15 protein-coding genes, 1 tRNA gene and 3 pseudogenes are annotated in these 21976 nt (G+C 59.2%); 10 read left to right on the forward strand and 9 right to left on the reverse strand.

The genetic code is table 11. The features are described from left to right. The first annotated feature begins 3 nt into the window (after positions 1 to 3). Entirely contained in the window at positions 4 to 894 is an 891-nt protein-coding gene (locus AC0V6O_RS09520) for a hypothetical protein (protein WP_486143514.1), read from the forward strand. 123 nt (positions 895 to 1017) lie between these two features. On the opposite strand, the gene AC0V6O_RS09525 is transcribed toward AC0V6O_RS09520, so the two are convergent. After that, entirely contained in the window at positions 1018 to 1434 is a 417-nt protein-coding gene (locus tag AC0V6O_RS09525; protein ID WP_472639037.1) for a hypothetical protein, read from the reverse strand. A 321-nt stretch (positions 1435 to 1755) separates the two neighbouring features. On the opposite strand from AC0V6O_RS09525, the gene AC0V6O_RS09530 reads away from it, so the two are divergent. Next, complete coding sequence (locus tag AC0V6O_RS09530; protein WP_486143516.1) at positions 1756 to 3150, forward strand: ABC1 kinase family protein; 1395 nt, start codon at positions 1756 to 1758, stop codon at positions 3148 to 3150. Positions 3151 to 3240: 90 nt separating this feature from the next. On the opposite strand, the gene AC0V6O_RS09535 is transcribed toward AC0V6O_RS09530, so the two are convergent. After that, positions 3241 to 5001, reverse strand: a complete 1761-nt coding sequence (locus AC0V6O_RS09535; protein WP_486143518.1) for a DUF885 domain-containing protein — start codon at positions 4999 to 5001, stop codon at positions 3241 to 3243. Positions 5002 to 5066: 65 nt separating this feature from the next. On the opposite strand from AC0V6O_RS09535, the gene AC0V6O_RS09540 reads away from it, so the two are divergent. After that, complete coding sequence (locus AC0V6O_RS09540) at positions 5067 to 5531, forward strand: low molecular weight protein-tyrosine-phosphatase (protein WP_486143520.1); 465 nt, start codon at positions 5067 to 5069, stop codon at positions 5529 to 5531. Here AC0V6O_RS09540 and recG read toward each other — a convergent pair. After that, positions 5528 to 7604 (reverse strand): annotated as a pseudogene (gene recG, locus AC0V6O_RS09545) (ATP-dependent DNA helicase RecG). The gene AC0V6O_RS09540 and the pseudogene recG overlap by 4 nt on opposite strands. Positions 7605 to 7768: 164 nt before the next feature. Between recG and AC0V6O_RS09550 the strand changes: the two are divergent. Both AC0V6O_RS09550 and mfd read left to right on the forward strand, forming a co-directional pair. After that, positions 7769 to 8047, forward strand: coding sequence for an FAD assembly factor SdhE (locus AC0V6O_RS09550; protein ID WP_486143522.1), 279 nt, complete (start codon positions 7769 to 7771; stop codon positions 8045 to 8047). Positions 8048 to 8092: 45 nt separating this feature from the next. Then, positions 8093 to 11576, forward strand: a pseudogene (gene mfd, locus AC0V6O_RS09555) (transcription-repair coupling factor). Here mfd and AC0V6O_RS09560 read toward each other — a convergent pair. Beyond that, the gene (locus AC0V6O_RS09560) at positions 11573 to 12403 is read right to left on the reverse strand and encodes an EAL domain-containing protein (RefSeq protein ID WP_486143524.1); all 831 of its coding nucleotides are present in this window, start codon (positions 12401 to 12403) and stop codon (positions 11573 to 11575) included. The pseudogene mfd and the gene AC0V6O_RS09560 overlap by 4 nt on opposite strands. Positions 12404 to 12529: 126 nt before the next feature. On the opposite strand from AC0V6O_RS09560, the gene AC0V6O_RS09565 reads away from it, so the two are divergent. Both AC0V6O_RS09565 and AC0V6O_RS09570 read left to right on the forward strand, forming a co-directional pair. Beyond that, a complete protein-coding gene (locus tag AC0V6O_RS09565) occupies positions 12530 to 13327 on the forward strand; it encodes an NAD kinase (RefSeq protein ID WP_486143526.1) in 798 nt (265 codons plus the stop codon). Between the two features lie 222 nt (positions 13328 to 13549). Then, positions 13550 to 13624 (forward strand) — tRNA-Asn (locus AC0V6O_RS09570). A gap of 57 nt (positions 13625 to 13681) precedes the next feature. Here AC0V6O_RS09570 and AC0V6O_RS09575 read toward each other — a convergent pair. The 4 genes and pseudogenes from AC0V6O_RS09575 to AC0V6O_RS09590 form a co-directional block, all read right to left on the reverse strand. Continuing rightward, positions 13682 to 14451: pseudogene (locus AC0V6O_RS09575) on the reverse strand (sulfite exporter TauE/SafE family protein). 90 nt (positions 14452 to 14541) lie between these two features. After that, a complete protein-coding gene (secA, locus tag AC0V6O_RS09580; protein ID WP_486143528.1) occupies positions 14542 to 17307 on the reverse strand; it encodes a preprotein translocase subunit SecA in 2766 nt (921 codons plus the stop codon). A 138-nt stretch (positions 17308 to 17445) separates the two neighbouring features. Then, positions 17446 to 17787, reverse strand: coding sequence for a hypothetical protein (locus AC0V6O_RS09585; RefSeq protein ID WP_486143530.1), 342 nt, complete (start codon positions 17785 to 17787; stop codon positions 17446 to 17448). A 573-nt stretch (positions 17788 to 18360) separates the two neighbouring features. Beyond that, a complete protein-coding gene (locus AC0V6O_RS09590) occupies positions 18361 to 19110 on the reverse strand; it encodes an energy transducer TonB (protein WP_486143532.1) in 750 nt (249 codons plus the stop codon). Positions 19111 to 19222: 112 nt separating this feature from the next. Between AC0V6O_RS09590 and argJ the strand changes: the two genes are divergently transcribed. From argJ to AC0V6O_RS09605, 3 genes are all read left to right on the forward strand, one after another. Then, the gene (gene argJ, locus AC0V6O_RS09595) at positions 19223 to 20449 is read left to right on the forward strand and encodes a bifunctional glutamate N-acetyltransferase/amino-acid acetyltransferase ArgJ (protein ID WP_486143534.1); all 1227 of its coding nucleotides are present in this window, start codon (positions 19223 to 19225) and stop codon (positions 20447 to 20449) included. A 44-nt stretch (positions 20450 to 20493) separates the two neighbouring features. Continuing rightward, entirely contained in the window at positions 20494 to 21255 is a 762-nt protein-coding gene (locus tag AC0V6O_RS09600) for an inositol monophosphatase family protein (RefSeq protein ID WP_486145571.1), read from the forward strand. Positions 21256 to 21416: 161 nt separating this feature from the next. Then, on the forward strand, positions 21417 to 21713 hold the full coding sequence (locus AC0V6O_RS09605; protein ID WP_486143536.1) for an SEC-C metal-binding domain-containing protein: 297 nt from the start codon (positions 21417 to 21419) through the stop codon (positions 21711 to 21713). Here AC0V6O_RS09605 and trxA read toward each other — a convergent pair. Then, positions 21617 to 21937 (reverse strand): thioredoxin, encoded by a 321-nt coding sequence (gene trxA, locus AC0V6O_RS09610; RefSeq protein WP_486143538.1) that lies wholly within the window; start codon positions 21935 to 21937, stop codon positions 21617 to 21619. The two genes, AC0V6O_RS09605 and trxA, sit on opposite strands and share 97 nt — an antisense overlap. Positions 21938 to 21976: the final 39 nt, after the last annotated feature.

Raw genomic sequence — 21976 nt, forward strand, 5'->3', positions numbered from 1 at the left:
ATTATGACCATTCTTCGCACCATTTTTGTTGCTGGCGCACTATGCGCGAGCGCATCGGTTTCCGCCCAAGATGGTGGCTGCCGCCCAGAATTCGTTGATACGACAGAGAACGTAAATGTCTCCGGCATTCAAATCGGCGCTGGTGAGAGAGCACGCGAGAATTTTGAAGTCCGGGTGCGAAATGCGGCAGGTAATGGACCCTGTGAAGCGTTCTTGCGCATCGCTCGCCGAGACAGTGTGGCCTTTGACGATCCGGTCGACTTCAATTTCAGCTCCGGCGGACAGCGTCTTGAAGTGCTCGCAGATGATGCAACCGCGGGTCCGATCAACAACGATCTGTTCCTGCGCGGCGTCCCGGGCACCCGAAACGGGCGTGGGGTGCGCGTTCAGCTTAGCTTTCCAACGGAATGGGGGCTTGATGCTGGCGTCTATTCTCGCGAGTTTGTAGTCACCCTGCGCGATGGAGCCGGGGATCTGGTTGATACCTTGGAACTGTCGGTGCGGGTCAATATTCCATCGGCTGTCGCATTGCGCATAGTCGGCGCCAGCGGACGCGGCAGCGTGCGGCGCATCAACCTTGGCACGCTTGATCCCGATGCCTTTACTCGGTCTGATCCCTTTGGCCTGCGGATTTGGAGCACTTCGCCCTACCGCGTTGAATTCACCTCTGAAAACCAAGGCGTGCTACGCCATTCCCAAGGGCGTGACGAGATCCCTTACGTACTGCGCATGCGCGGTGAGAAGGTCGATCTGATGGGCGCAAATGGCCGCGAGTTCGTGGAACACACAGATTCACTCGGTGATATGCATCCACTGCGGGTCATGGTTGAGCCATTCTTTGCCGAAGCTGGCAAATATGCGGACCGCGTCAGAGTTTCGGTTAGCGCAATCTAATCACTGCTCTGATAGTACGCGCATCCGGCGCGAGCATCACGTGACCAACGCACAGCCGGAACAGCAAACGGCCAACACCCATTCTGGATGCTGGCCGCCTGAATTTCGTATTGATTGGGTAAGTTAGACAGCCGTCAATGCAAAGCTGATCGAGATCGGCTGTGCAATATCACCCGTCTGGATCGTCACCGGCACTGGGCCGAAGCGCGCGCCTGCACGCATAGCGACTAAAGAGAACCCGCCCGGGTTCAGGTCGCTGGTGTCGCGCCCATAACGGACACGGACACGCTCACCCACAGCCAGCTCGCGGTGCGTGGCGATCACGGAAAAACCGCGATTGGTGTTGCACGCTTCGAACAAAGTGCCCGTTACCACTTCATTGTCATCCTGAGCGCTGAAGACGCCAGGTTCAATCTTGCATGAAACAGGGACTTGCGCGCTGACGCGAAAGCCGCCTTGGGCACGTTCGCCAGCCATTGCTGGTGTGGCTGCAAACATCATTGCCGCAATCGGCATGGCATAGATAATCTTCTGACGCATAGTTGGTCTCCTATGCGACCCCCAATATGCGATGTTGGTAAAATGTTAGCTGCGACTCAGGGTTAACGCGGGGCTTCGATTAAGGAGCCAATAGGCCTCTGTTAACGACATCAGATGCTGAAATTCCCCCGGAATTTAGGTTAATTGCACAGGTCTAATAGGCGGTAATACGGCGTTAGGCGGAATTTGAGGTCTGCGACTAATCAATGCGGTTCGCGGCCAGCACTAGGCCGATTGCATAAGGCAAGGAACGGTGCGAAGGCCAAGCCGTTCTGTGGGATAACCGCGTAGAAATTCACGCGCAATTTGATCGGATAGACATTGAGCAGTGACGACAATCTCGGCGGCAGCAGCCAACCCACTGAAAGCCGGGAAGACAGAGCGCGCCAGCGCGCGGTTCCCTCTAGCAGGCTCGCTCGATTCGGCACCTTTGGCCGCTTGGTCAGCAGTGTCGCGGGCGGAATGGCGGCGGAGGGCGCACGGCGTCTGGTAAGCGGCGACAGCTTATCGGCGCGCGACCTGCTGCTGACGCCGGGCAATGTCCAGCGCATGACCGACCGCCTTTCCCACCTGCGCGGTGCGGCGATGAAGATGGGCCAGATGATAAGTATGGATTCGGGTGACTTCCTGCCGCCTGAACTGGCAAAGATCCTCGCAACCTTGCGCGATCAGGCAAATTTCATGCCCGCAAAGCAGCTCGACAGCGTGCTGAAACAGGAATGGGGGCCGGACTGGCGCAAACAGTTTCGCTGGTTCAACCCGCGCCCTATCGCCGCCGCCTCAATCGGCCAGGTGCACAAGGCGCTGACCCGTGATGGTCAGGAGCTCGCAATCAAGGTGCAATATCCCGGTATCGCCGACAGCATCGATAGCGATGTCGATAATGTGATGACATTGCTGCGCGTATCCGGCTTTGCCCCGCCAGAGCTGGAGATCGACGCTCTGCTGACAGAGGCCAAGAAGCAGCTGCACGAGGAGGCAGATTACCACCGCGAAGGCGCGCAGATGGAGATGTACCGAGAACGGCTGTCCGGCGCCGAGGGTTTTGTTGTCCCGCGCTTGCACAAGGAACTGACGCGCGACCGCATTCTCGCCATGAGCTTTGAAGAGGGCAGCTCCATCGAAGAGCTGGAGAACGAAACGGATGAACGCCGCGATGAAGTGACGAGCCGCCTGATGCGCCTTGTCGCGCGTGAGCTGTTTGAATTCGGCGTAATGCAAACGGATCCGAACTTCGCAAATTTCCGCTATCGCAAGGAAACCGGCGAAATCGTGCTGCTCGACTTTGGCGCGTGCCGCAATGTCGATCCCGATGTCGGCAATGCCTATCGCCGCTTGCTCACTGCCGGGCTTGCTGCTGATAAAACCGCAATATTGGATGAAGCGCTCGCGGCGGGTTTTATGTCCCCCATAGTGATCGAGAAACACCGTGATCGCGTAGAAAAGATGGTCGACATAATTGTCGATGAAATGACGCAAGATGCCCCGTTTGATTTTGGTGACCGTGCGTTCGTGCCGCTGCTGCGCGAAGAAGGCTACGCCATCGCAGAAGACCGCGAGACATGGATATTGCCGCCGATCGAAACCCTATTCGTTCAGCGCAAGGTTAGCGGCACAGCGCTGCTCGGCGCACGCCTGAAGGCGAAGGTGAATATCCGGCAGATCGTGGAAGAAGTGCTGGCGAACACGGATCCGCTGCCGGCGAAGGCGGCCTAAATCTGAAAATTCCTTCGTTCTGAATGCGCTGAATGCGAGGATGCAAAGAATACCACGTGCTTCGACAGGCTCAGCACGAACGACGTTCTTTTAGGACCTGGGTTGGCTGGCAATCCACCGATCGATATGCGCCTCCAGCACATCAAGTGGTACCGAGCCGTTTTCCAGCACCGCGTCATGGAACGCACGTAAATCAAAGTCAGAACTTAGCGATTCCTCTGCCTCGGCACGCAGCTCTCTGATCTTCAGCTCGCCGACTTTGTAAGCCAGCGCCTGGCCCGGCCAGGTGATGTAGCGATTGACCTCGGCATCGATATTGGCAGGCGACAGCGCGGTGTTATCCAGCATGTAATCCACCGCTTGCTGCTTGCTCCACCCCTTTGAATGAATACCAGTGTCGACCACCAGGCGGGTCGCGCGCCACATCTCATAAGACAGCCGCCCCATTTCCTTGGCAGGCGTATCATAAAGGCCCATCTCTATCCCTAGCCGCTCTGAATAGAGGCCCCAGCCCTCCACAAAGGCGGTGAAATAGGTGCCGTTCGCTCGCAGGGGGTGAATATCCAATTCCTGTTGTAAAGAGATTTGATGGTGATGCCCCGGCACCGCCTCATGCACGCCCAGCGCGGGCAGCTCCCACAAAGGCCGCTGGTCCAGCTCTGTGGTGTTGAGGCGGTAGATACCCGCCTGCCCCGTCTTCAACGATCCCGGTTCGTAATAGGCCGTCGTGTTGCCCGGCGCTTGGGCTGCCGGGATCGGCGAGACCGTATAGGGATTGCGCGGCAGGCGGCCGAACAGCTTCGGCATAAAGCCATCAATGTGCTTTGCCAGCGCCTGAGTGTAGGCGAGATACTCGTCCGCATCGGTCATGTAATATTGCGGATCGGTGCGCAGATGCTCAACGAACGCCTCACGCGTGTCAAAGCCCGCTTGCTTCGCGACCTCGACCATTTCAGCGCGGATCCGCGCCACCTCAGACAGGCCGAGATTGTGCACCTCGTCCGCAGTCATATCGGTCGTAGTGAAGCTTTTGACGCGGTAATCGTAATATTCTTTGCCGCCCGGTGTGGCGAGCACGCCAGGAGTGCCAGTGCGACAATTAGGCGCGTATTCCTTAGTATAGAATGTCAGGAAATCACGATAGGACGGGAAGACTGCCTCTTCCAATGCGACACTCGCCTGGTCCTTTAGGTTCTCCCAGTCTGCGTCTGAAATCGCGGCTGGTTTGTCGCCGGCAAATGGCTTCCAGAAGGGCGATTGTTCCCGGTCATCCACGATTTGGCGAGCGATGCGATCTTCCAATCCCTGCATCGGCTCACAGGCATGGGTCAGCCCGCGCGCAATGGCCTCGCGGCTGCGGGCGATCCCGTCAGCGTTGACCTGAGCATAGCCTTCCAACCGGCCAATATAGCTTTCATAATCAGCCAGCGTGAAAAGCGGAGAGCGGTTGGGCAGCGAGGCAAAGCCAGAGAACCAGCCGCCGCGATTGGTGAATATCTGATAGCGATTGTGATCAAACTGAGCGCCGGTCAGCTGGTCCTGAATGCTGCGCCGCAGAACCGCGTAATCGATCTGCAAGTCCTGCGGCAATTCATCCGCATTGATCTGATACAGCCGGGCGAGAAAACCCTCCGCCTCGATATTCGCACGGGCATATTCCGCAAGAGAGAGATCGCCCAGCTTTCCATCGCCGCGCCGATCGCCAACACTCGTCGCAAGTTGAGGATCGCTGTCCAGCACCGCCTGCCACACTTCCTCACGCAGCGCTTCATAATCCTCTTTCGGCCCCGCGTAAGCAGGCGCGGTCAGCGAGGTTGCAGCAAGCGCGAAAGCGGCGATCATGGAACGCATGAAAATCTCTCCTGTTTGCGCATTCCATATTGCTTGGACGAGCCATGGTCCAGTAAGACTTAGCCATGCAAAAACCCGCACTTCTGTTCGTCTGTCTCGGCAATATCTGCCGCTCTCCCCTGGCCGAAGGCGCGATGCGCGCTGCGGCGGAAAGAGCAGGACTAAACCTGGAAATCGATAGCTGCGGCACCGGAGCCTATCACGTGGGTTCGCCGCCAGACCCTCGCTCAATTGAGACCGCAGCGGCCAAGGGCATCGACATTTCCGGGCTACGCGGGCGGCAATTGGCGGCAGAGGACTTCACCCGCTTCACCCATATCTTTGCGATGGATCACCAGAATTTGCGCAATATCGAGGCCGTGAGGCCCGCTGGCACGAGCGCGCAGGTTTCACTGCTAATGGATGCGGTGCCGGGCCGCGAAGGCGCAGCAATTGCCGATCCATACTACGACGGCGAAGAGCATTTCGAGTTCACATGGGAGGATGTAAACGCCGCCGCCCATGCGATCGCGGAGCGCATTTCCGCCTAGCCTCCGCGCAGCAGCTGCACGCCCCAATCGCGCTCCATCAGATAAAGCAATTGCCGCGCTGCTTCCCCGCGTTTGCTGGATTGCCAGCCGCCATCTTTGTCTGATCCTTCGATCAACAGCCGCGCATCTGCATGGGCGCCAGTGCAGCAGGCGCTGAACCTGCTCCAGATTGGCGATGCGAAAAGCGGCATCGCCCGATTGCCGTGTGCCCAGCAGCTCGCCGCCGCCGCGCAGCTCTAGGTCTTCCTCGGCAATGCGAAATCCGTCCTGCGTCTCGCGCATCAGAGCCAGCCGCTTGCGCCCGGTCTCCGACATCTCATTTCCGCGCAGCAGCAGACACACGGATTTGTCCGCGCCGCGCCCCACGCGTCCGCGCAGCTGGTGCAATTGCGCCAGACCAAAGCGTTCTGCCTGCTCGATCACCATTAGGGTGGAGCTGGGTACATCAACGCCGACTTCGATCACGGTGGTGGCGACCAGCAGTTTTGCTCGGCCACTGGCAAAGGCCTCCATATTGGCGTCTTTTTCCTCTGGCTTGAGCTGCCCGTGGACCATCACGACGTCATCGCCAAAGCGCTCTTTCAGGGCCGCATAACGTGCCTCCGCCGCAGCGATATCGGCCACTTCGCTATCGCGCACCATTGGGCAAACCCAATAGGCCTGCTGTCCGGACCCGACGTGGCGTGCGACCCCGGCAACGACGTCCTCCATCCGGTCCTGAGCCACCACGCGCGTATCAATCGCCTGCCCGCCCGGCGGCAGTTCATCGAGGCGGCTCACATCCATCTCGCCATATTGCGCGAGGGTGAGCGTGCGCGGGATCGGCGTCGCGGTCATCGCAAGCGTATGCAGCGCGCGCTTGCCCTTGGCGGCCAATTGCAGACGCTGGGCCACGCCAAAGCGGTGCTGCTCATCAATCACGACCAGGCCGAGATCTTTATACCCCACCGTGTCCTGAAAGATCGCATGGGTGCCGACCAGAATATCAATCGAGCCATCGAGCAATCCCATCAGGATGCCCTCGCGCTCCTTGCCCTTGGCCCTTCCAGTCAGCAGCGCGACCTCGGCCCCGGTCGGCCGGGCTATCGTGCGCAAAGTCTCATAATGCTGGCGTGCGAGAATTTCGGTCGGAGCAAGCAAAGCCGCCTGTTTGCCCGCTTCATTCGCAATCAGCATGGCTTCCAAAGCGACCACTGTCTTACCCGCACCGACATCGCCCTGCAGCAGGCGCAGCATTGGCGCCTCTTGCGCCAAATCGCCTTCAATCTCACCGATAGAACGCATCTGCGCACCGGTAAGTGCGAAGGGCAAATCGAGCTTCGCGCGCAGCGAGCCATCACCCGCCAGCGGTTGCCCTTTGCGCCGCCTGCCATCCGCCCGGACCAGCAGCAATGCGAGCGAATTTGCCAGCAGCTCATCATAGGCAAGCCGGTCGCGCGCGCGCGCATTCTCATCCCTATGCGCCAGCACCAAGGCATCGCGCCACGCGGGCCAGCCCTCGCGCTCGAACTGGCTCGGCTCGATCCATTCGGCCAGCTCTGGCAGGCGTTCGAGCGCCTGCGCCGCCAGCCCAGCCATGCGCGGCTGCGTCAGCCCTTCAGACAAAGGATAAACCGGCTCATTAATGCGCGCGAGATGCGCCGAGGCGTCTTTCTCAACATGGTCAGGATGAACGATCTGGAGCATATCGCCATAGCGATCCACCCTGCCCGCGATCCAGCGCTTCTCTCCGACCGGCAGCAGCTTTTTCGCGGTGTAAGCAGCGCGTCCAAAATAGGTGAGCGCACAGATATTGCCCGCCGCATCCGCTGCTAGCACGCGGTACGGACCGCGTCCGGGATTGCGGGGCGCGCGGTGCTCCGTCGGGGTCAGCGGAATGATCACCTGCTCGCCCTCACCTACCGCGTCGAGGTCCTCAACCGTGCGGCGCGTCACAAACCGTTCCGGCAGGTGATAGGCCAGATCGCGCACCCGCGTGAGGCCCAGCTTCTCCAGCGGCTTCATCAGCTTGGGCCCAACGCCTTCCAGCGCGGTCGCTTCGACAAACAGGGGATTGAGAACCTCAGGGCGCATGCCTCAGCGCTACCATCACTGTTTCGTCATTGCGAGGAGCCAAAGGCGACGCGGCAATCCATCGCCCATTTTTTCAACAATTGGAGGGGCTGGAAGCTGGATTGCTTCGTTTCACTCGCAATGACGAGTTGAAGATGCCGCGCACTGCAACTACTGCGCCCCGCATGACCGAAAAACCAGACTTCCACGAACGCCTGGCTCGCGCAAAATTTCGCAGCTGGCACCGCGGTACGCGCGAGGCCGACTATATGATCGGCGGTTTCTTTGATCGTTACCACGAAAGCTGGGGTGAGACGGAGATGGCATGGTTTGAAGATCTGCTGGCAGAAGACGATGTCGATGTGATGGCCTGGGCGCTGAAGTCTCAGCCAACACCGCCGCGTTTCCAAGGGCCGCTGATCGAGCTGATGCAGCGCCTCGACTATGTCGATATGAGCCGTTGAGTGCGGTTCGGAACATTCCTAGCTGCCAAGATTTGACCCGACACCATGCCTGATCTCTCGCGCATATTAGCGGCGGATGCACCGCTCACTCTATCCTCGCTGGTGCGGGGCAGCCTGCCCTTGGTGCTGGCCGATCTGGCGCGCGCGGCGCGGCAGCGCGCGGTGTTCATCGCGCCGGATGATGCGGCGATGCGCTCTGCCAGCGATGCGGCGAAGTTCTTCGCGCCCGAAGTGGAGGTGATCGAGTTTCCGGCGTGGGATTGCCTGCCCTATGACCGCGCCAGCCCGGCTCTATCGGTCAGTGCAAAGCGGCTGGCCGCGCTCCACGCGCTGCAAAATCCGGGCTCTGGCTCGCAATTGTTGATCACGACGGTCAACGCCGTGCTTCAACGCGTGCTGACCCCATTTCGTATTCGCGAGAGCGTGCGCGAGTTTAAACAAGGCACGACGATTGGGCATGAGAGCCTCGCGGCGCTGCTGACGCGCCAAGGCTATTCGCGCACAGACACTGTGATCGACCACGGCGAATTTGCCGTGCGCGGATCGATTGTCGACATCTTCCCGTCCTCGCTGGATCAAGGTCTGCGGCTCGATTTTTTCGGCGATGAGCTGGAGAGCCTACGTCTGTTCGATCCCAGCACCCAGCGTTCGACCGGCACGCTGGGCTCTCACCTGCTGCTGCCCGCCTCAGAGGCGTTGATCGATGAAGACAGCATCGCGCGTTTCCGCAGCCGCTATCGCGAGATGTTCGGCGCGGCCGCCACGCAAGACCCGCTGTATGAAGCGGTCAGCGATGGCCGACGCCTTGCCGGGATGGAGCATTGGCTCCCGCTCTTTGAGGAGCGGCTGACTACTCTATTCGATCACTTTGCGGAAAACGATTTGGTGGTGATCGACAATGGCGCGATTGGCGCGGCGTCAGAGCGGCTTTCCGACATTGCAGACTACTGCAAACAGCGCACCCGCACGGCTGGCGAAGCCGCGGGCAGTTACCGTCCGCTGGAGGCCGAAGCGCTCTACCTATCCAGCGAAGAATTCGACGCAGCCGTCGCCAGCGCCCCGGCGCATCGCAGCCAGATATTTGCCGCACCGGACAGCGATACAAACATCGACTTCGGTTTCAGCTCCGCGCGCGATTTCGCACCAGAGCGTGCCCGCGGCGACAATGTCTATGAAGAGGGCGCAAAGCACTTTGCTGCGCTGGCCAAGTCCGGCAAGCGCGCATTGTTTGCGGCCTATTCCACCGGTAGCCGTTCCCGCATCACCTCGATCCTATCCGAAGCGGGCGTCAAAACGCAGGTCGCCGACAGCTGGCAAGAGGCGCTGGGCGCATCGGTTAAAGGCGGCGTTGTGGCGATGGTCCTGCCGCTCGACACCGGTTTCTCCAACGAGCAAATGGAGGTCCTCACCGAGCAAGACGTGCTGGGTGATCGGCTGGTCCGGCGCAAGAAGAAGCGCAAGGATTCCGATGCCTTCCTCGCCGAGTTACAGGCGCTGGGCCGCGGCGATCTGGTCGTCCATGTCGAGCATGGGATCGGCAAATATCTCGGTCTCGACCCCGTTCCCGTCGGCAAAAGCCAGCACGATTGCGTCGCGCTGGAATATCGCGGTGGTGACAAGCTGTTCATCCCGGTTGAAAACATTGATGTGTTGTCGCGCTATGGATCGTCCGAAGATGCCGTCATGCTCGACAAGCTCGGCGGGGAAGCATGGCAGCGGCGCCGCTCAAACCTAAAAGAGCGCATTCGCGAGATCGCTGGCGAGCTGATGAAAGTCGCCGCCGAACGCGCGCTCAAGAAAGCGCCTTCGCTGGCCGCAGACGAGGCCAGCTACAACCAGTTCGTTGACCGCTTCCCTTGGGAAGAAACCGACGATCAGGACGCGGCCATCGCCGATGTACTGCGCGATCTGGAAAGCGGGCGTCCGATGGACCGCTTGGTTTGCGGCGACGTTGGCTTCGGCAAGACCGAGGTTGCCCTGCGCGCGGCATTTGTTGCGGCCATGAACGGGCAACAAGTCGCCGTTGTCGCACCCACCACTCTGCTTGCCCGCCAGCATTATCAGAATTTCACAGAGCGCTTTGCAGGCTTTCCGTTAAAGGTCGGGCGGCTTTCACGCCTGGTCTCTGCAAAGGAGATGGGCGAGACGCGAGAGGGCCTGGAAAGCGGCGATATGGATATCGTCATCGGCACCCATGCAATCCTGTCCAAATCGACCAGTTTCAAGAACTTGGGTCTGGTGATTGTAGATGAAGAACAGCGCTTTGGCGTCACCCACAAGGAGAAGCTGAAGGCCCTGCGCGCCGATGTGCATGTCCTCACGCTCACCGCCACGCCAATCCCGCGCACGCTGCAAATGGCGATGGCGGGTCTACGCGAGCTCTCCACCATCCAGACCCCGCCAGTCGACCGCTTGGCGGTGCGCACCTATGTGATGGAGTGGGACGATATGGTGATGCGCGAGGCCTTGCTGCGCGAGCATCATCGCGGCGGGCAAAGCTTCATCGTCGTACCCCGCATCTCCGATATGGCCGATGTGGAGGAATGGCTGGCCGAACACGTGCCGGAGGTAAAATCCGTCTCCGCGCACGGCCAGATGAGCGCGGGCGAAATCGAAGAACGCATGAGCGCCTTTTACGAAGGCAAATATGAGGTGCTGCTGTCCACCACCATCGTCGAATCCGGGCTCGACCTGCCCAGCGCGAACACCATCATCATCCACCGCGCTGACCGCTTTGGCCTTGCCCAACTGTACCAATTGCGCGGACGCGTGGGCCGGTCGAAACTGCGCGCCTACGCGTACCTAACCTATGCGAAAGACGTGCAGCTCTCTGAAATTGCAGAGAAACGCCTTAAGGTCTTGAGCGATCTCGACCTCGCTTGGCGCGGGCTTCCAGCTCGCCAGTCACGATCTCGATATTCGCGGCGCAGGCAATCTGCTGGGCGATGAGCAATCCGGCCACATCCGCGAGGTCGGCTTTGAACTGTACCAATCCATGCTGGAGGATGCGATCCTTGCGGCGAAGGCTGGCGAAGCGGGCCTGACAAACGAACGCAGCGCGCTCTCACCGCAGATTACGGTCGATGCGCCGATCATGATCCCAGAGGATTACGTCCCCGATCTGGCCGTGCGCATGGCGCTCTATCGGCGCCTCAACCAAGCGGCCGACAAGGCTGAGATCGAAAGCATGGCAGCAGAAATGATCGACCGCTTTGGCGATCTGCCCGATCCGACCAAGAACCTGGTCCGCCTGATCGAGATCAAGCATCAGGCAATTGAGGCTAATATCGCGAAGATTGATGTCGGCGCGCGCGGCACTCTGGTAACTTTCCACCAGGACAATTTCCCCGATCCAGCGGGACTGCTTGCCTATGTCGACCGGCTGCAAGGCACCGCCAAATTGCGGCCAGACATGAAGCTGGTGATCAACCGCGCCTGGGGCGATCCGCGCAGCCGCCTGAATGGCCTGTTCCAATTGACTAAGGGTCTGTCTGGAGTTGTGAAAAAGGCAAAGAAGGCCGCGGCCTAGCGCTCAGCCGCCTTCGCCAGGCCCAGCATCTTGTCACTGCGCATTGGCTGCGCGCGCAGGAAGCCCTGCCAGTAATTGCAGCCCTCGCTGATCACGGTCGCGCGCTGGATCTCACTTTCGATCCCCTCAGCGACCACGGCAAGGCCAAGCGCCCTGCCCAGCCCGACAATCGCGCGGAACACAGCCAGATCCTTGGCATCGCCGGGGATGCCCTCAACCATCACCTTGTCGAGCTTCAGCGCATCCAGCGGCAGCTCTTTCAAATAGCGAAAGTTGCAAAAGCCGGCGCCAAAATCATCAAGCGCGGTCTTAAAACCGAGGGTGCGCAAAGCGCTGAGCGCCTCTGCTGCTTGCTGCAAATTGCGCAGCAGAACATCCTCTGTAATCTCCAGCACAAGCCGCGAAGGCGCAATCGCACTGCGCCCGATCAGCTCCGCAAAGTCAGCGGCAAAGCGCGGATCGCCCAATTCTTCTGGCGTGATATTGAGCGAGAGATGCAGGTTCGTTGGCCACTCGCTCGCATCCTCCAGCGCCCGCGCCACTACATGGCGAGATAGCGGCGCAACCAAAGCCGCACGCTCTGCAATCGCGAACAAATCGCGCGCGCCAATTTCGCCCAAAGTTGGATGCCGCCACCGCGCCAGCGCCTCCGCCCCCACAATCGCCCCATCAGAGCAAGCAAATTGCGGCTGAAACAGAACCTCAATCTCGCGCCGATCGAGCGCGCGCAGCAAGTCCGCCTCCAGCATACCAGGCTTTACCCCGGGCAGGGCACCGCGCCCAGAAATTGAGGGCGCACCGCGCAAAGAAGGCCGCTTTGAATCCATTTTCGCCGCCTACCTTAAACTGAGCGTCGCGCCCATGCCAATTGCAATCCGCCCAGATTTGGAACATCAGGACAAGTGACTAGCGCGCCGCTGTGGATAGCCTCGGTTACGAGCGCGAAATTAAGGATGGAAAGCTTGCCAAAAAGACACGAGTTTGAGCGCGTTGCATTGCTTGCCTCAGAGACAGAGCGCGCTCAGGCGGCCTATTCCGCTTTGAAAGATGAGCACGATTGGGTGCCGTTGGAAAGCGCGGATGTGGCAATCGTATTGGGCGGCGATGGCTTTATGCTGCAAACTTTACACGCCATGCTGGATGCGGGCCGAGTGATCCCGGCCTATGGCATGAACCTGGGCACGGTCGGGTTCATGATGAACAAGTACCGCGACGGCGGCAATGTGATGCGCCGGGTGGAGCGCGCGCGGCCGTTCAAGATCGCGCCGCTGCGTATGGACGCGGTGACGCAGGATGGCAGCGAGCACACCTTCCTTGCCATCAATGAGGTCTCGCTGCTGCGTGAAATGCGCCAAACCGCCAAGATTGAGGTTTCGGTGAACGGCCGGGTGCGGATTAAAGAGCTGGTGTGCGACGGTGTGCTGCTGTCAACGCCTGCGGGTTCGACCGCTTACAACCTCTCGGCCAACGGCCCGATCTTGCCACTGGGCAGCGAGCTGCTCGCTCTCACCCCGATCAGCCCGTTTCGCCCGCGCCGCTGGAATGGAGCGATCCTGCCCGACCATCTGCCAGTGAAGTTCCGCATTCTGGAACCACAAAAGCGCCCCGTCTCCGCCGTAGCCGACCAGCGCGAACTGCGCGATATTGCCGACGTGACGCTAAAGATTGAGCGCGAGACCGAGCTGACCTTGCTGTTTGATCCGGGCCACTCACTGGATGAGCGGATCGTCGCGGAGCAGTTTGCGTTGTAGGTTCTGCACACCCATCCGGGTGTGCGATTTCCTCAGGCCTTACGGCCCTGCGGGCGGCCGCTTGGCCTTGCGGCGGCTTCGCCGCCGTCCTCCGCCACCAAGCCAAAGACATTGAGCATATCCACCTCGAATGTGCCCGAGGTAAAATCACAAAAACACCATCAATCTCTCTTGCATTGCCGAGCACGCGCCCATATAGGGCCTCTTCGCCTATCGGGCTGCTCCCCGATAGCTCAGCGGTAGAGTAGGTGACTGTTAATCACTTGGTCGTTGGTTCGAATCCAACTCGGGGAGCCATTTTCTTACATCGTTGGAATGCTTGAGATACGGCTCGCGTATCACATTGCGCGTGTTTTACAGCCCAACCAGCAACCGAGCGCCCACAACCATCACTAGCGCGGCGGTTAGCCACCGGATCACGCGCTGCGGCAGGAACTTCACCGCCATCAAGCTGCCGATTTGTCCGCCAATGGCGACGGCTAGCAGCAGCGGCAGAGCGGCGCCCACAGCGCCTCCGAATGCGGCGGGGCCTTGTTTCAGCAGCTGGCCTACCAGGCCGAACAGCGAATTGACCAGAATGAAAAAGCTGGCGGTTGCGGCGATTGCGCGCGGGTCTTTCCAACGGGTCAGGTGCAGCAGCGGGGCGAGAAATATCCCCCTCCGATACCGACCAACCCGGCAAGATAGCCGAGCGGCGCGGCAACAAACGGCATAGTCTTTGCGAAGCGCGTGGGAACATCCAGCTCCCCTACCCCTGCCGCATTCTCTCGCACAGGGATAAGCATCGTAAGCCCGGTCAGCACCAGGCTGATGCCGAGCAGCAGCATGAAGGTTTCGCGGTCAATCGGGGTGAGCCCGCCCAACAAAGCTGCTGGTGCGGCCAGAGCAGTCATCACAATCGCGCCGCGCCATGGCGTAATTTGGGCTCGCGCAAAACGCACGCTGCCGCCGGCCACCACGATGATATTGCACGCCAGTGCAACCATTGGCAGCAACCGGTAATCCAGTCCCGAAATCGCCAGCAGTGCAGCGTAGGTCGAACCGCCGCCAAACCCGACCGCTGCATACAGCAGCGCGGTGACAAAGAACGCCGCGGCGAGCAGCACCGGAACCGTGCCCAGCATCATGCCAGTGCGCCCGGGTGAGCCGCGTTAAAACTTGGCCGAACAGCCGCTGACGTCATGACGTCACGCGCGCTGCCCTCAGCCATGCCTTTATACCGCGCTCTTGCCGCTCGTTGCGCCGTGGCAATGCTTGTACTTGTTACCAGACCCGCATGGGCACGGCGCATTGCGGCTGACATTGAGGTTCGCATAGGGGTTGTCTGCATTCGAACCGCCTGGGCCAGATGCCGCGCGCGGCGAACCAGCCAAAGAGCCAAACATCTCAGGCCGCTCTGCCGAACCATCGCCATCGTTGGAGTTATCGAGTCCAGTCAACGGATCGATATGGCCGGTGAGGAAATCGGGCAGGTCAGGCAAAGCCTCCGCCTCTGGCGGGGCCATGCGCAATTCCGCCTGGAACAGAATTTTGGTCACTTCCTCACGCAGGGTATCGAGCATGGTTTCAAACAGGCCAAACGCCTCTTGCTTATACTCGTTGATCGGCTGTTTCTGCGCGATCCCGCGCATCCAGATCACCTGGCGCAGCGCGTCGAGCGTGGCGAGGTGTTCTTTCCAGTGAAAGTCGAGCTGACGCAGCAGCACGTCCTTCTCAACCACGCGCCACAGCTCCGGATCGCTTTCTGCCATCTTGGCCGCCATCATTTCGTCGGTCTGTTCGCGCACACGCTCTTCGATCAGCTCCGGCTCAACCTGCTCTTCCTCCATCCAGTCATCAAGTGGAGGCGCAATTCCGAACACGTCTTGCAGCTTGGTTTTGAGCGTTTCGATATCCCATTGCTCTGGGTAAGAGCCGGGAGGGCACGCATCGCTAACCAGCGAATTGACCGAATCGTGACGCATATCAACAACGACATCGTCGACGGCCTCTGAGTCCATGATTTCAGAGCGTTGCTCGTAAATAACCTTACGTTGGTCGTTCATCACGTCATCATATTGGACGACCTGTTTGCGCACATCGTAATTGCGCGCCTCGACCTTTTTCTGAGCCGTTTCAATGGCCTTGGACAGCCACTTTGAACCGATCGCCTCGCCATCTTCGAGGTTTGAATTCATCATCTTGGAGAACAGAGTGTCTGGGCCAAAAATGCGCAACAGATCGTCTTCGAGACACAGGTAGAAACGCGACAGGCCCGGGTCACCCTGACGGCCAGAGCGGCCACGCAGCTGGTTATCAATCCGGCGGCTTTCGTGCCGCTCTGTGCCGAGCACAAATAGACCGCCCGCCTCCAGCACCTTGGCCCGTTCCTCGGCCACTTCGGCTTTGATCCGGTCCGCTTCAAGCGCGTATTTGGGATCGTCTTGGGCGATCTCCTTCAGCTCGTCTTCGAGCCGGTATTCCAAATTTCCGCCTAGCTGAATATCGGTGCCGCGGCCTGCCATATTGGTTGCGATTGTCACCGCGCCCAGCCGGCCCGCCTGCGCCACAATATGCGCCTCGCGCTCGTGCTGGCGCGCGTTCAAAACCTCGTGCTTCACGCCTTCTTCATCGAGGAATTTACTCAGCAATTCAGACTTTTCGATGGAGACCGTACCGACCAACACCGGCTGACCGATCTCGGCCTTCTCAGCGATCGCTTTGGCAATCGCCTGAAACTTGTCCATCGTGTTCTTGTAGAATTCGTCTTCTTCATCGATCCGCTGGACCGGAACATTGGTCGGAATCTCGACCGTGTTCATTTTGTAGATGTCCCAGAATTCCGCGGCCTCTGTGGCCGCTGTACCGGTCATCCCGGACAGCTTAGGATACATGCGGAAATAATTCTGGAATGTGATCGAGGCCATGGTCTGGTTCTCTGGCTCGATCTTCACGCCTTCCTTGGCCTCAGCCGCCTGGTGCAGACCGTTTGACCAGCGCCGCCCATCCATCATCCGACCGGTGAACTCATCAATGATCACGACCTTGTCGTCTTTGACAATGTAATCGGTGTCGCGCTTAAACATGTGCACGGCCTTGAGCGCCTGATCCAAGTGGTGAACCACTTGCGTGTTCTCAACGTCGTAGAGGTTCTCCGTCTCAAGCAGACCCTTTTCGATCAGCATTTGCTCAACCTTGTCGAGGCCATCCTCGGTCAGCTGGATCTGCTTGGTCTTCTCGTCCTTTTCATACCAGTCTTCTGGGATTTCCTTCACCACCGCATCGAGCGCAACGTAAAGGTCAGACTTATCCTCGGTTGGGCCGGAAATGATCAGCGGGGTCCGGGCCTCGTCGATCAGGATGGAATCGACCTCATCGACAATGCCGAAGTTAAACGGACGCTGGACCATCTGTCCGCGCTCATGCTTCATATTGTCACGCAAATAGTCAAAGCCGAACTCGTTGTTCGTACCGTAGGTGACGTCAGCATTATAGGCATCGCGGCGGGCGTATTCGTCGATATTGGGCACGACCACGCCAACGCTCAGGCCCAGCCAATTGTAGAGTTGCCCCATCCACTCCGCATCACGCGCCGCGAGGTAATCATTGACGGTCACCACGTGCACGCCCTTGCCCTCAATCGCGTTGAGATAGGTCGCGAGCGTCGCCATCAGGGTCTTACCCTCACCCGTACGCATTTCCGCAATCTCGCCGCGGTGCAACACAATGCCGCCAATCATTTGCACATCAAAGTGCCGCATGCCGAACACGCGCACGGATGCCTCGCGCACGGTCGCAAAGGCTTCTGGCAGGATTTCGTCCAGTGTCTTGCCACCGTCCAACTGCTCGCGGAATTTGTCGGTCTGTGCCTTTAATTCTTCGTCAGAAAGCGTCTGAATTTGTTCTTCCAAGGCGTTGATCTGATCAACGACCTTGCGAACGGATTTAACGTAACGATCGTTTGAAGAGCCAAACAGAGATTTGGCAATTGTGTTAAACATGGGATGTGGACCTGTTGAAATAATGCGGTGTGGGCGCAGCGGGATCGCTGAGCGCTGAAACCTGGAAGATATGGGTCGTCTGCTTTGCGCAGGTATTCGCGCCGCCAGCAGCATGCGTTACGCGGGAACCAAAATCGCCTATTCGTAGGCTCGATCAACACCCATCAGGACGGGCAGACGCAGCGCCTTGGGCACACGAACGGGCTTGCCTTTCTTGGCATCCTTGCACTTCGCGTTTTGCTTCTCAGGCTTACCAACAGGCGCAGTCGCCTCACACGGCTCGTTTGCATCAGCATCGGCAGCGACGCCGATATCCTGGTTAAGCACCTCTGCAAAAGTCGCATGCGCAGGCGCGCCGATGGCGGCAAACCCGGTAAGCAGAGCGAGAAAGGCGATTAACTGACGGCGCATAGCGATGCCGATATAAGCTCTGCGAGCCGGTTCGTCTAGCCCGCACATCTGCTGAGCCTCATCAATCACCAGCGTCAGTTGCCTGATGGCGGTGGTAGTTCACTTTTCATTGCAACCGTAAATTCCACGATGCGCGCCTGCGCTCTCCATTGGCATCGCGCCACGGGCCTTGTCTTTTTAGCCCTGAGCAGGGCATTTCACCTGGAAAGTTTTCAGGCAGCGCTCCGGTTTCTTCAACGACCTCGCACTCGGGCACGGTGCCATCGGCCTCTATCCGTGCACGCATGGTGCTGAAGCAGCCGGTCGCATTGCCATCTGCATCAACGGCGATTGCATATCGGACCAAAACCTCCGCTTCCGGAAGATACAGCCCAGTTGGCAGGACCGCATTGCTGAATTTCTCCTATTGCCTCCCAATTGGTCTTGGATTTTCTGGCCCGGACGAGGGGGTCGGGTCGAGGATTATTCTGGGCGGAGGTATAGGCTGAAGCTCGCGTTTGCCTTCAGCCTATACCTCCTCGGCGGCTTCCTAAGCGATTCAACCGCTTCAGCTACTTGGGTCATCCTGCGCCGCTAACGAAGTTGCTGAAAGCGCCCCAATAAAGGCCGTCCCCAACAGATATGTGCGGTTTGACCTGCCCATTATTCAAGGTCCTCCAAAACTACATTGATCGTCGCGGTTACCCGCTTCGCAACGGGCACTCCGTTCTCATCACGGTAGGGCGCGCCCGGCCGCGCTTTTGGCCCAGGGCAGAGTCTGCCGCGCTCCCGATCGCGTTCGATCTGCGCCTGCATTCGCTCTGAAATATCGCCTTCAATACTCAGGATATCGCAATCGGTTGTCACGCCTTTCGCGCTGTGAAAATATTGAAACACAACACGCATTTGCGGCATGTCGGGCTCTTTCTTGCGCCAACTATGCCGTCCCTCGAAAACGCCAGCGACGTCTTCGCCGTCTTCATTGCTTGCAGGAAAAAATTCGGCGCGTTCAAACACTAATGGGCAAATTGCTTCGTCTAGAGCAGCAAAACCAGAGCTCTCGGCAACCTCACAGCCAGTGGCGTTTCCAGTTGCATCTACCGAAACGTTGTAACGAACAGTTCCTTCCTCATCAGCATTCCAACTGCTGATTGGATAATCTGCTTGAACGATCCAGCCTCGCGATCGGTTTTGCAGCTTCGGGCGGCGCGATTTCCCAGATGAACGGTGATCCGACTCAATCGGAACAATCTTGATAGGCGGCGGCGCAGCACTTCCTCGAACTGCGTCCGCTGCCGCTTCGGCCACTGCTTCTGCAGCTCCCTCGGTCGCCTCGGCAGCCGATTGTGCCAATGCTGGTTGAGCCATCGTCAGCGCACCTGCACTCGCGACCAATAGATTGAATTCTTTCATTATTTCCCGCCTGACCGTAAGAATGATCTTCATGCCTAGTAAAGCCATGCTGAACAACAAACAACACATCCCGCAATTGCGATGGCCGAGTTTGCGCATTACGGCAGCGGCCATGGAACTTCAGACTTCGCCCTTAGCCCTGCCTTTTCCTGACATGCCGCCAATCGCTGGCGTCACCGTGCGCACGGCGCGCGCGCGCTATAAGGATTGGGACCGCGCTGACTTGACCTATGTCGAGCTGGCCGAGGGTACGAGCGTCGCTGGCGTGTTCACGCAAAGCGCCTGCGCCTCATCCGAGGTTGAACTGGGCCGCGAAAACCTCGCCAATGGCTTTGCCCGAGCCCTGATCGTCAATGCGGGCAATGCCAATGCCTTCACCGGCTATCGCGGGCGTGAAGCGGTCGAGGCGATCATGGCGCAAACCGCAGAGCATTTGGGATGCTTACCCGGCGATGTGTTTGTCTCCTCCACCGGGGTGATTGGCGTTCCCCTACCGAAGGACAAAGCGCGCGAGGGCCTGGCCGCCGCCTTCACCGCCAATGAAGCGGGGTGGGAAGACGCCGCCAATGCAATTGGCACGACCGACACCTTTGCCAAGGGCGCGCGCACTTCCGCGATCATTGGCGACACCCGCGTGGAGCTGGTTGGGATCATCAAAGGCTCCGGCATGATCGCGCCCGATATGGCGACCATGCTCGGCTACATCTTCACCGATGCGGACATCGCCCCAGCGTTCCTGCAAGAGCTGCTGAGCGCAGCGAACACGCGAACCTATTCCTGCATCACCGTGGATGGCGATACGTCGACCAGTGACACGGTACTGGCCTTTGCGACCGGCAAAGCGGGCAATGCCCGGATCGAGAGCTTTGACAGCCCTGGCGCAGATGCCCTTGCCGCCGCCCTCACCGATCTGTGCCGACAGCTCGCGCAATTGGTGGTGCGTGACGGCGAAGGGGCGAGCAAATTTATCACTGTGCGCGTGAGCGGCGCCGCTGATAACGCCAGCGCGCGCCGCGTTGGTCTGGCCATTGCAAACTCACCGCTGGTCAAAACCGCCATCGCCGGGGAAGACGCCAATTGGGGCCGCGTCGTGATGGCCGTCGGCAAGGCAGGCGAACCGGCAAACCGTGACACGCTCTCCATCGCATTCGGCGGCGTATGGGCAGCGAAGAATGGCCTGCCTGTCGAGAATTACGACGAGGCTCCAGTGGCCGAGCACCTCCAGGGCGATGCCGTGGATCTCGCCGTCGATCTGGGCATTGGCGATGGCCACGCGAGCGTGTGGACCTGTGATCTCACCCACGGATATATCTCGATCAATGCGGATTACCGTTCGTGAGCGAAGATGGCCTCAGTGCGCTTGATGGAGAAATTCGCGACCTGATGCGCTTTGCCGCGCGTGGATCCATGCTGCCCCGCTTTCAGAACCTTGCCGAGGGCGAGATTGAGATGAAGGGCAAGGATGATCCCGTCACTGTGGTCGACAGCGAAGTGGAAAACTTCCTCACCGAGGCCCTCACCAAGCTAGCGCCCGGCGTACCGGTGGTGGGGGAAGAGGCGGCGCACGCCGATGAGAGCGTGCTCGATCACTTGTCGAAGCAATGCTGGATCATCGACCCGCTCGACGGGACCGCCAATTTCGCCGAGGGCAAAGAACCGTTTGGCATTATCATCGCTCTGGCGGATACCGGACACGCGGTGGCAGGGTGGCTGTATGATCCCATCCGCGACCGGCTGTGCCACGCGCGTGCTGGCGAAGGCGCCTTTGTGAACGGTATCAAGGTCACCGCGAAAACGACCGGGCAAGAGCCCCCCGTAGCGGCGATTTCAAAGCTGTTTTTGAACGAGGATCAGATCGCTGAGATCGATGCGAAAATCGCCCCGCATTACACTCTGACAGACATTCCGCGCTGCGCGGCGGAGCAATATCCGCGCCTCGCATTGGGCGAAAATGACATCTCCAGTTTTGAGCGCACGCTCGCCTGGGATCATGCCGCTGGCGTGTTATGGCTCAATGAAGCGGGCGGCAAAGCAGCGAGGCTGGATGGCAGCGCATACCGCGTCGATCAGCATGGAATGCCTGGATTGCTCGGCGCATCCAGCCCAGCCATTTGGGATGCATACACCGAGCGGCTCACAGTCTGAAGCTTTACACAGCGCGTCCCGGTGCTATTGGCGACTTCCCTCACTTTGAGGGCAAAGCAATCAGGAGGCTATCATGGCTCGCAAAACCAACGACCTGAACGACCTGCCCTGCTTTCGAGCGCACGTCTAAGCGCCGCAAGGGCTTCCCTTCAGAAACACATGTGAAACGTGGACACAGGTTTGTCCACGGTAACAAGGAGTTGGTCGAGAAACTCGGCCGCAACGATCCTTGTCCATGCAAATCTGGGCTAAGATTTCAAGAAATGCTGCCTAACCTCAGGCCGCTTTCGATGGGGCCGAACGCCATGACTACTGGCGGTAAGCGGAGGGGCGCTCGATGGGCGCCCCTCACTCAATCAAATCAGAGTGCGCCTTCGATCAGCGCTTTAAGCTGGCTCTTGGGACCAGCGCCCTTTTGCTCAGCGACGAGCTTTCCGCCCTTGTACATCGCCAGATAAGGGATGCCTTGGACGCCGAGTTCAGCGGCAACGTCGGTGTTGTCGACGATATCGACCTTGGCAATTTTGACTTGGCCAGCAAACTCTTCGCTCAGCTCTTCCAGAGCAGGCGCGATCATTTTACATGGCCCGCACCAATCCGCCCAGAAATCCACCAGAACGGGGGTTTCGCTGTCGAGCACGTCGGCTTTAAAACTGTCGTCGGTCACATTGATGGTGGCCATGGAAATTCTCCTGCTATCATTGTTAAGTCCTACTTAGGC

Source organism: Erythrobacter sp. JB2-19 (genome assembly GCF_057365005.1).

Bases quoted from the DNA above. Each gene is read 5' to 3' on its own strand.
- AC0V6O_RS09520 (WP_486143514.1), top strand. From the start codon at position 4: ATGACCATTCTTCGCACCATTTTTGTTGCTGGCGCACTATGCGCGAGC.
- argJ (WP_486143534.1), top strand. From the start codon at position 19,223: ATGGAACTTCAGACTTCGCCCTTAGCCCTGCCTTTTCCTGACATGCCG.
- AC0V6O_RS09540 (WP_486143520.1), top strand. From the start codon at position 5,067: ATGCAAAAACCCGCACTTCTGTTCGTCTGTCTCGGCAATATCTGCCGC.
- trxA (WP_486143538.1), bottom strand. From the start codon at position 21,937: ATGGCCACCATCAATGTGACCGACGACAGTTTTAAAGCCGACGTGCTC.
- secA (WP_486143528.1), bottom strand. From the start codon at position 17,307: ATGTTTAACACAATTGCCAAATCTCTGTTTGGCTCTTCAAACGATCGT.
- AC0V6O_RS09590 (WP_486143532.1), bottom strand. From the start codon at position 19,110: ATGAAAGAATTCAATCTATTGGTCGCGAGTGCAGGTGCGCTGACGATG.
- AC0V6O_RS09535 (WP_486143518.1), bottom strand. From the start codon at position 5,001: ATGCGTTCCATGATCGCCGCTTTCGCGCTTGCTGCAACCTCGCTGACC.
- AC0V6O_RS09565 (WP_486143526.1), top strand. From the start codon at position 12,530: ATGGAAAGCTTGCCAAAAAGACACGAGTTTGAGCGCGTTGCATTGCTT.
- AC0V6O_RS09560 (WP_486143524.1), bottom strand. From the start codon at position 12,403: ATGGATTCAAAGCGGCCTTCTTTGCGCGGTGCGCCCTCAATTTCTGGG.
- AC0V6O_RS09550 (WP_486143522.1), top strand. From the start codon at position 7,769: ATGACCGAAAAACCAGACTTCCACGAACGCCTGGCTCGCGCAAAATTT.
- AC0V6O_RS09600 (WP_486145571.1), top strand. From the start codon at position 20,494: ATGCGCTTTGCCGCGCGTGGATCCATGCTGCCCCGCTTTCAGAACCTT.
- AC0V6O_RS09525 (WP_472639037.1), bottom strand. From the start codon at position 1,434: ATGCGTCAGAAGATTATCTATGCCATGCCGATTGCGGCAATGATGTTT.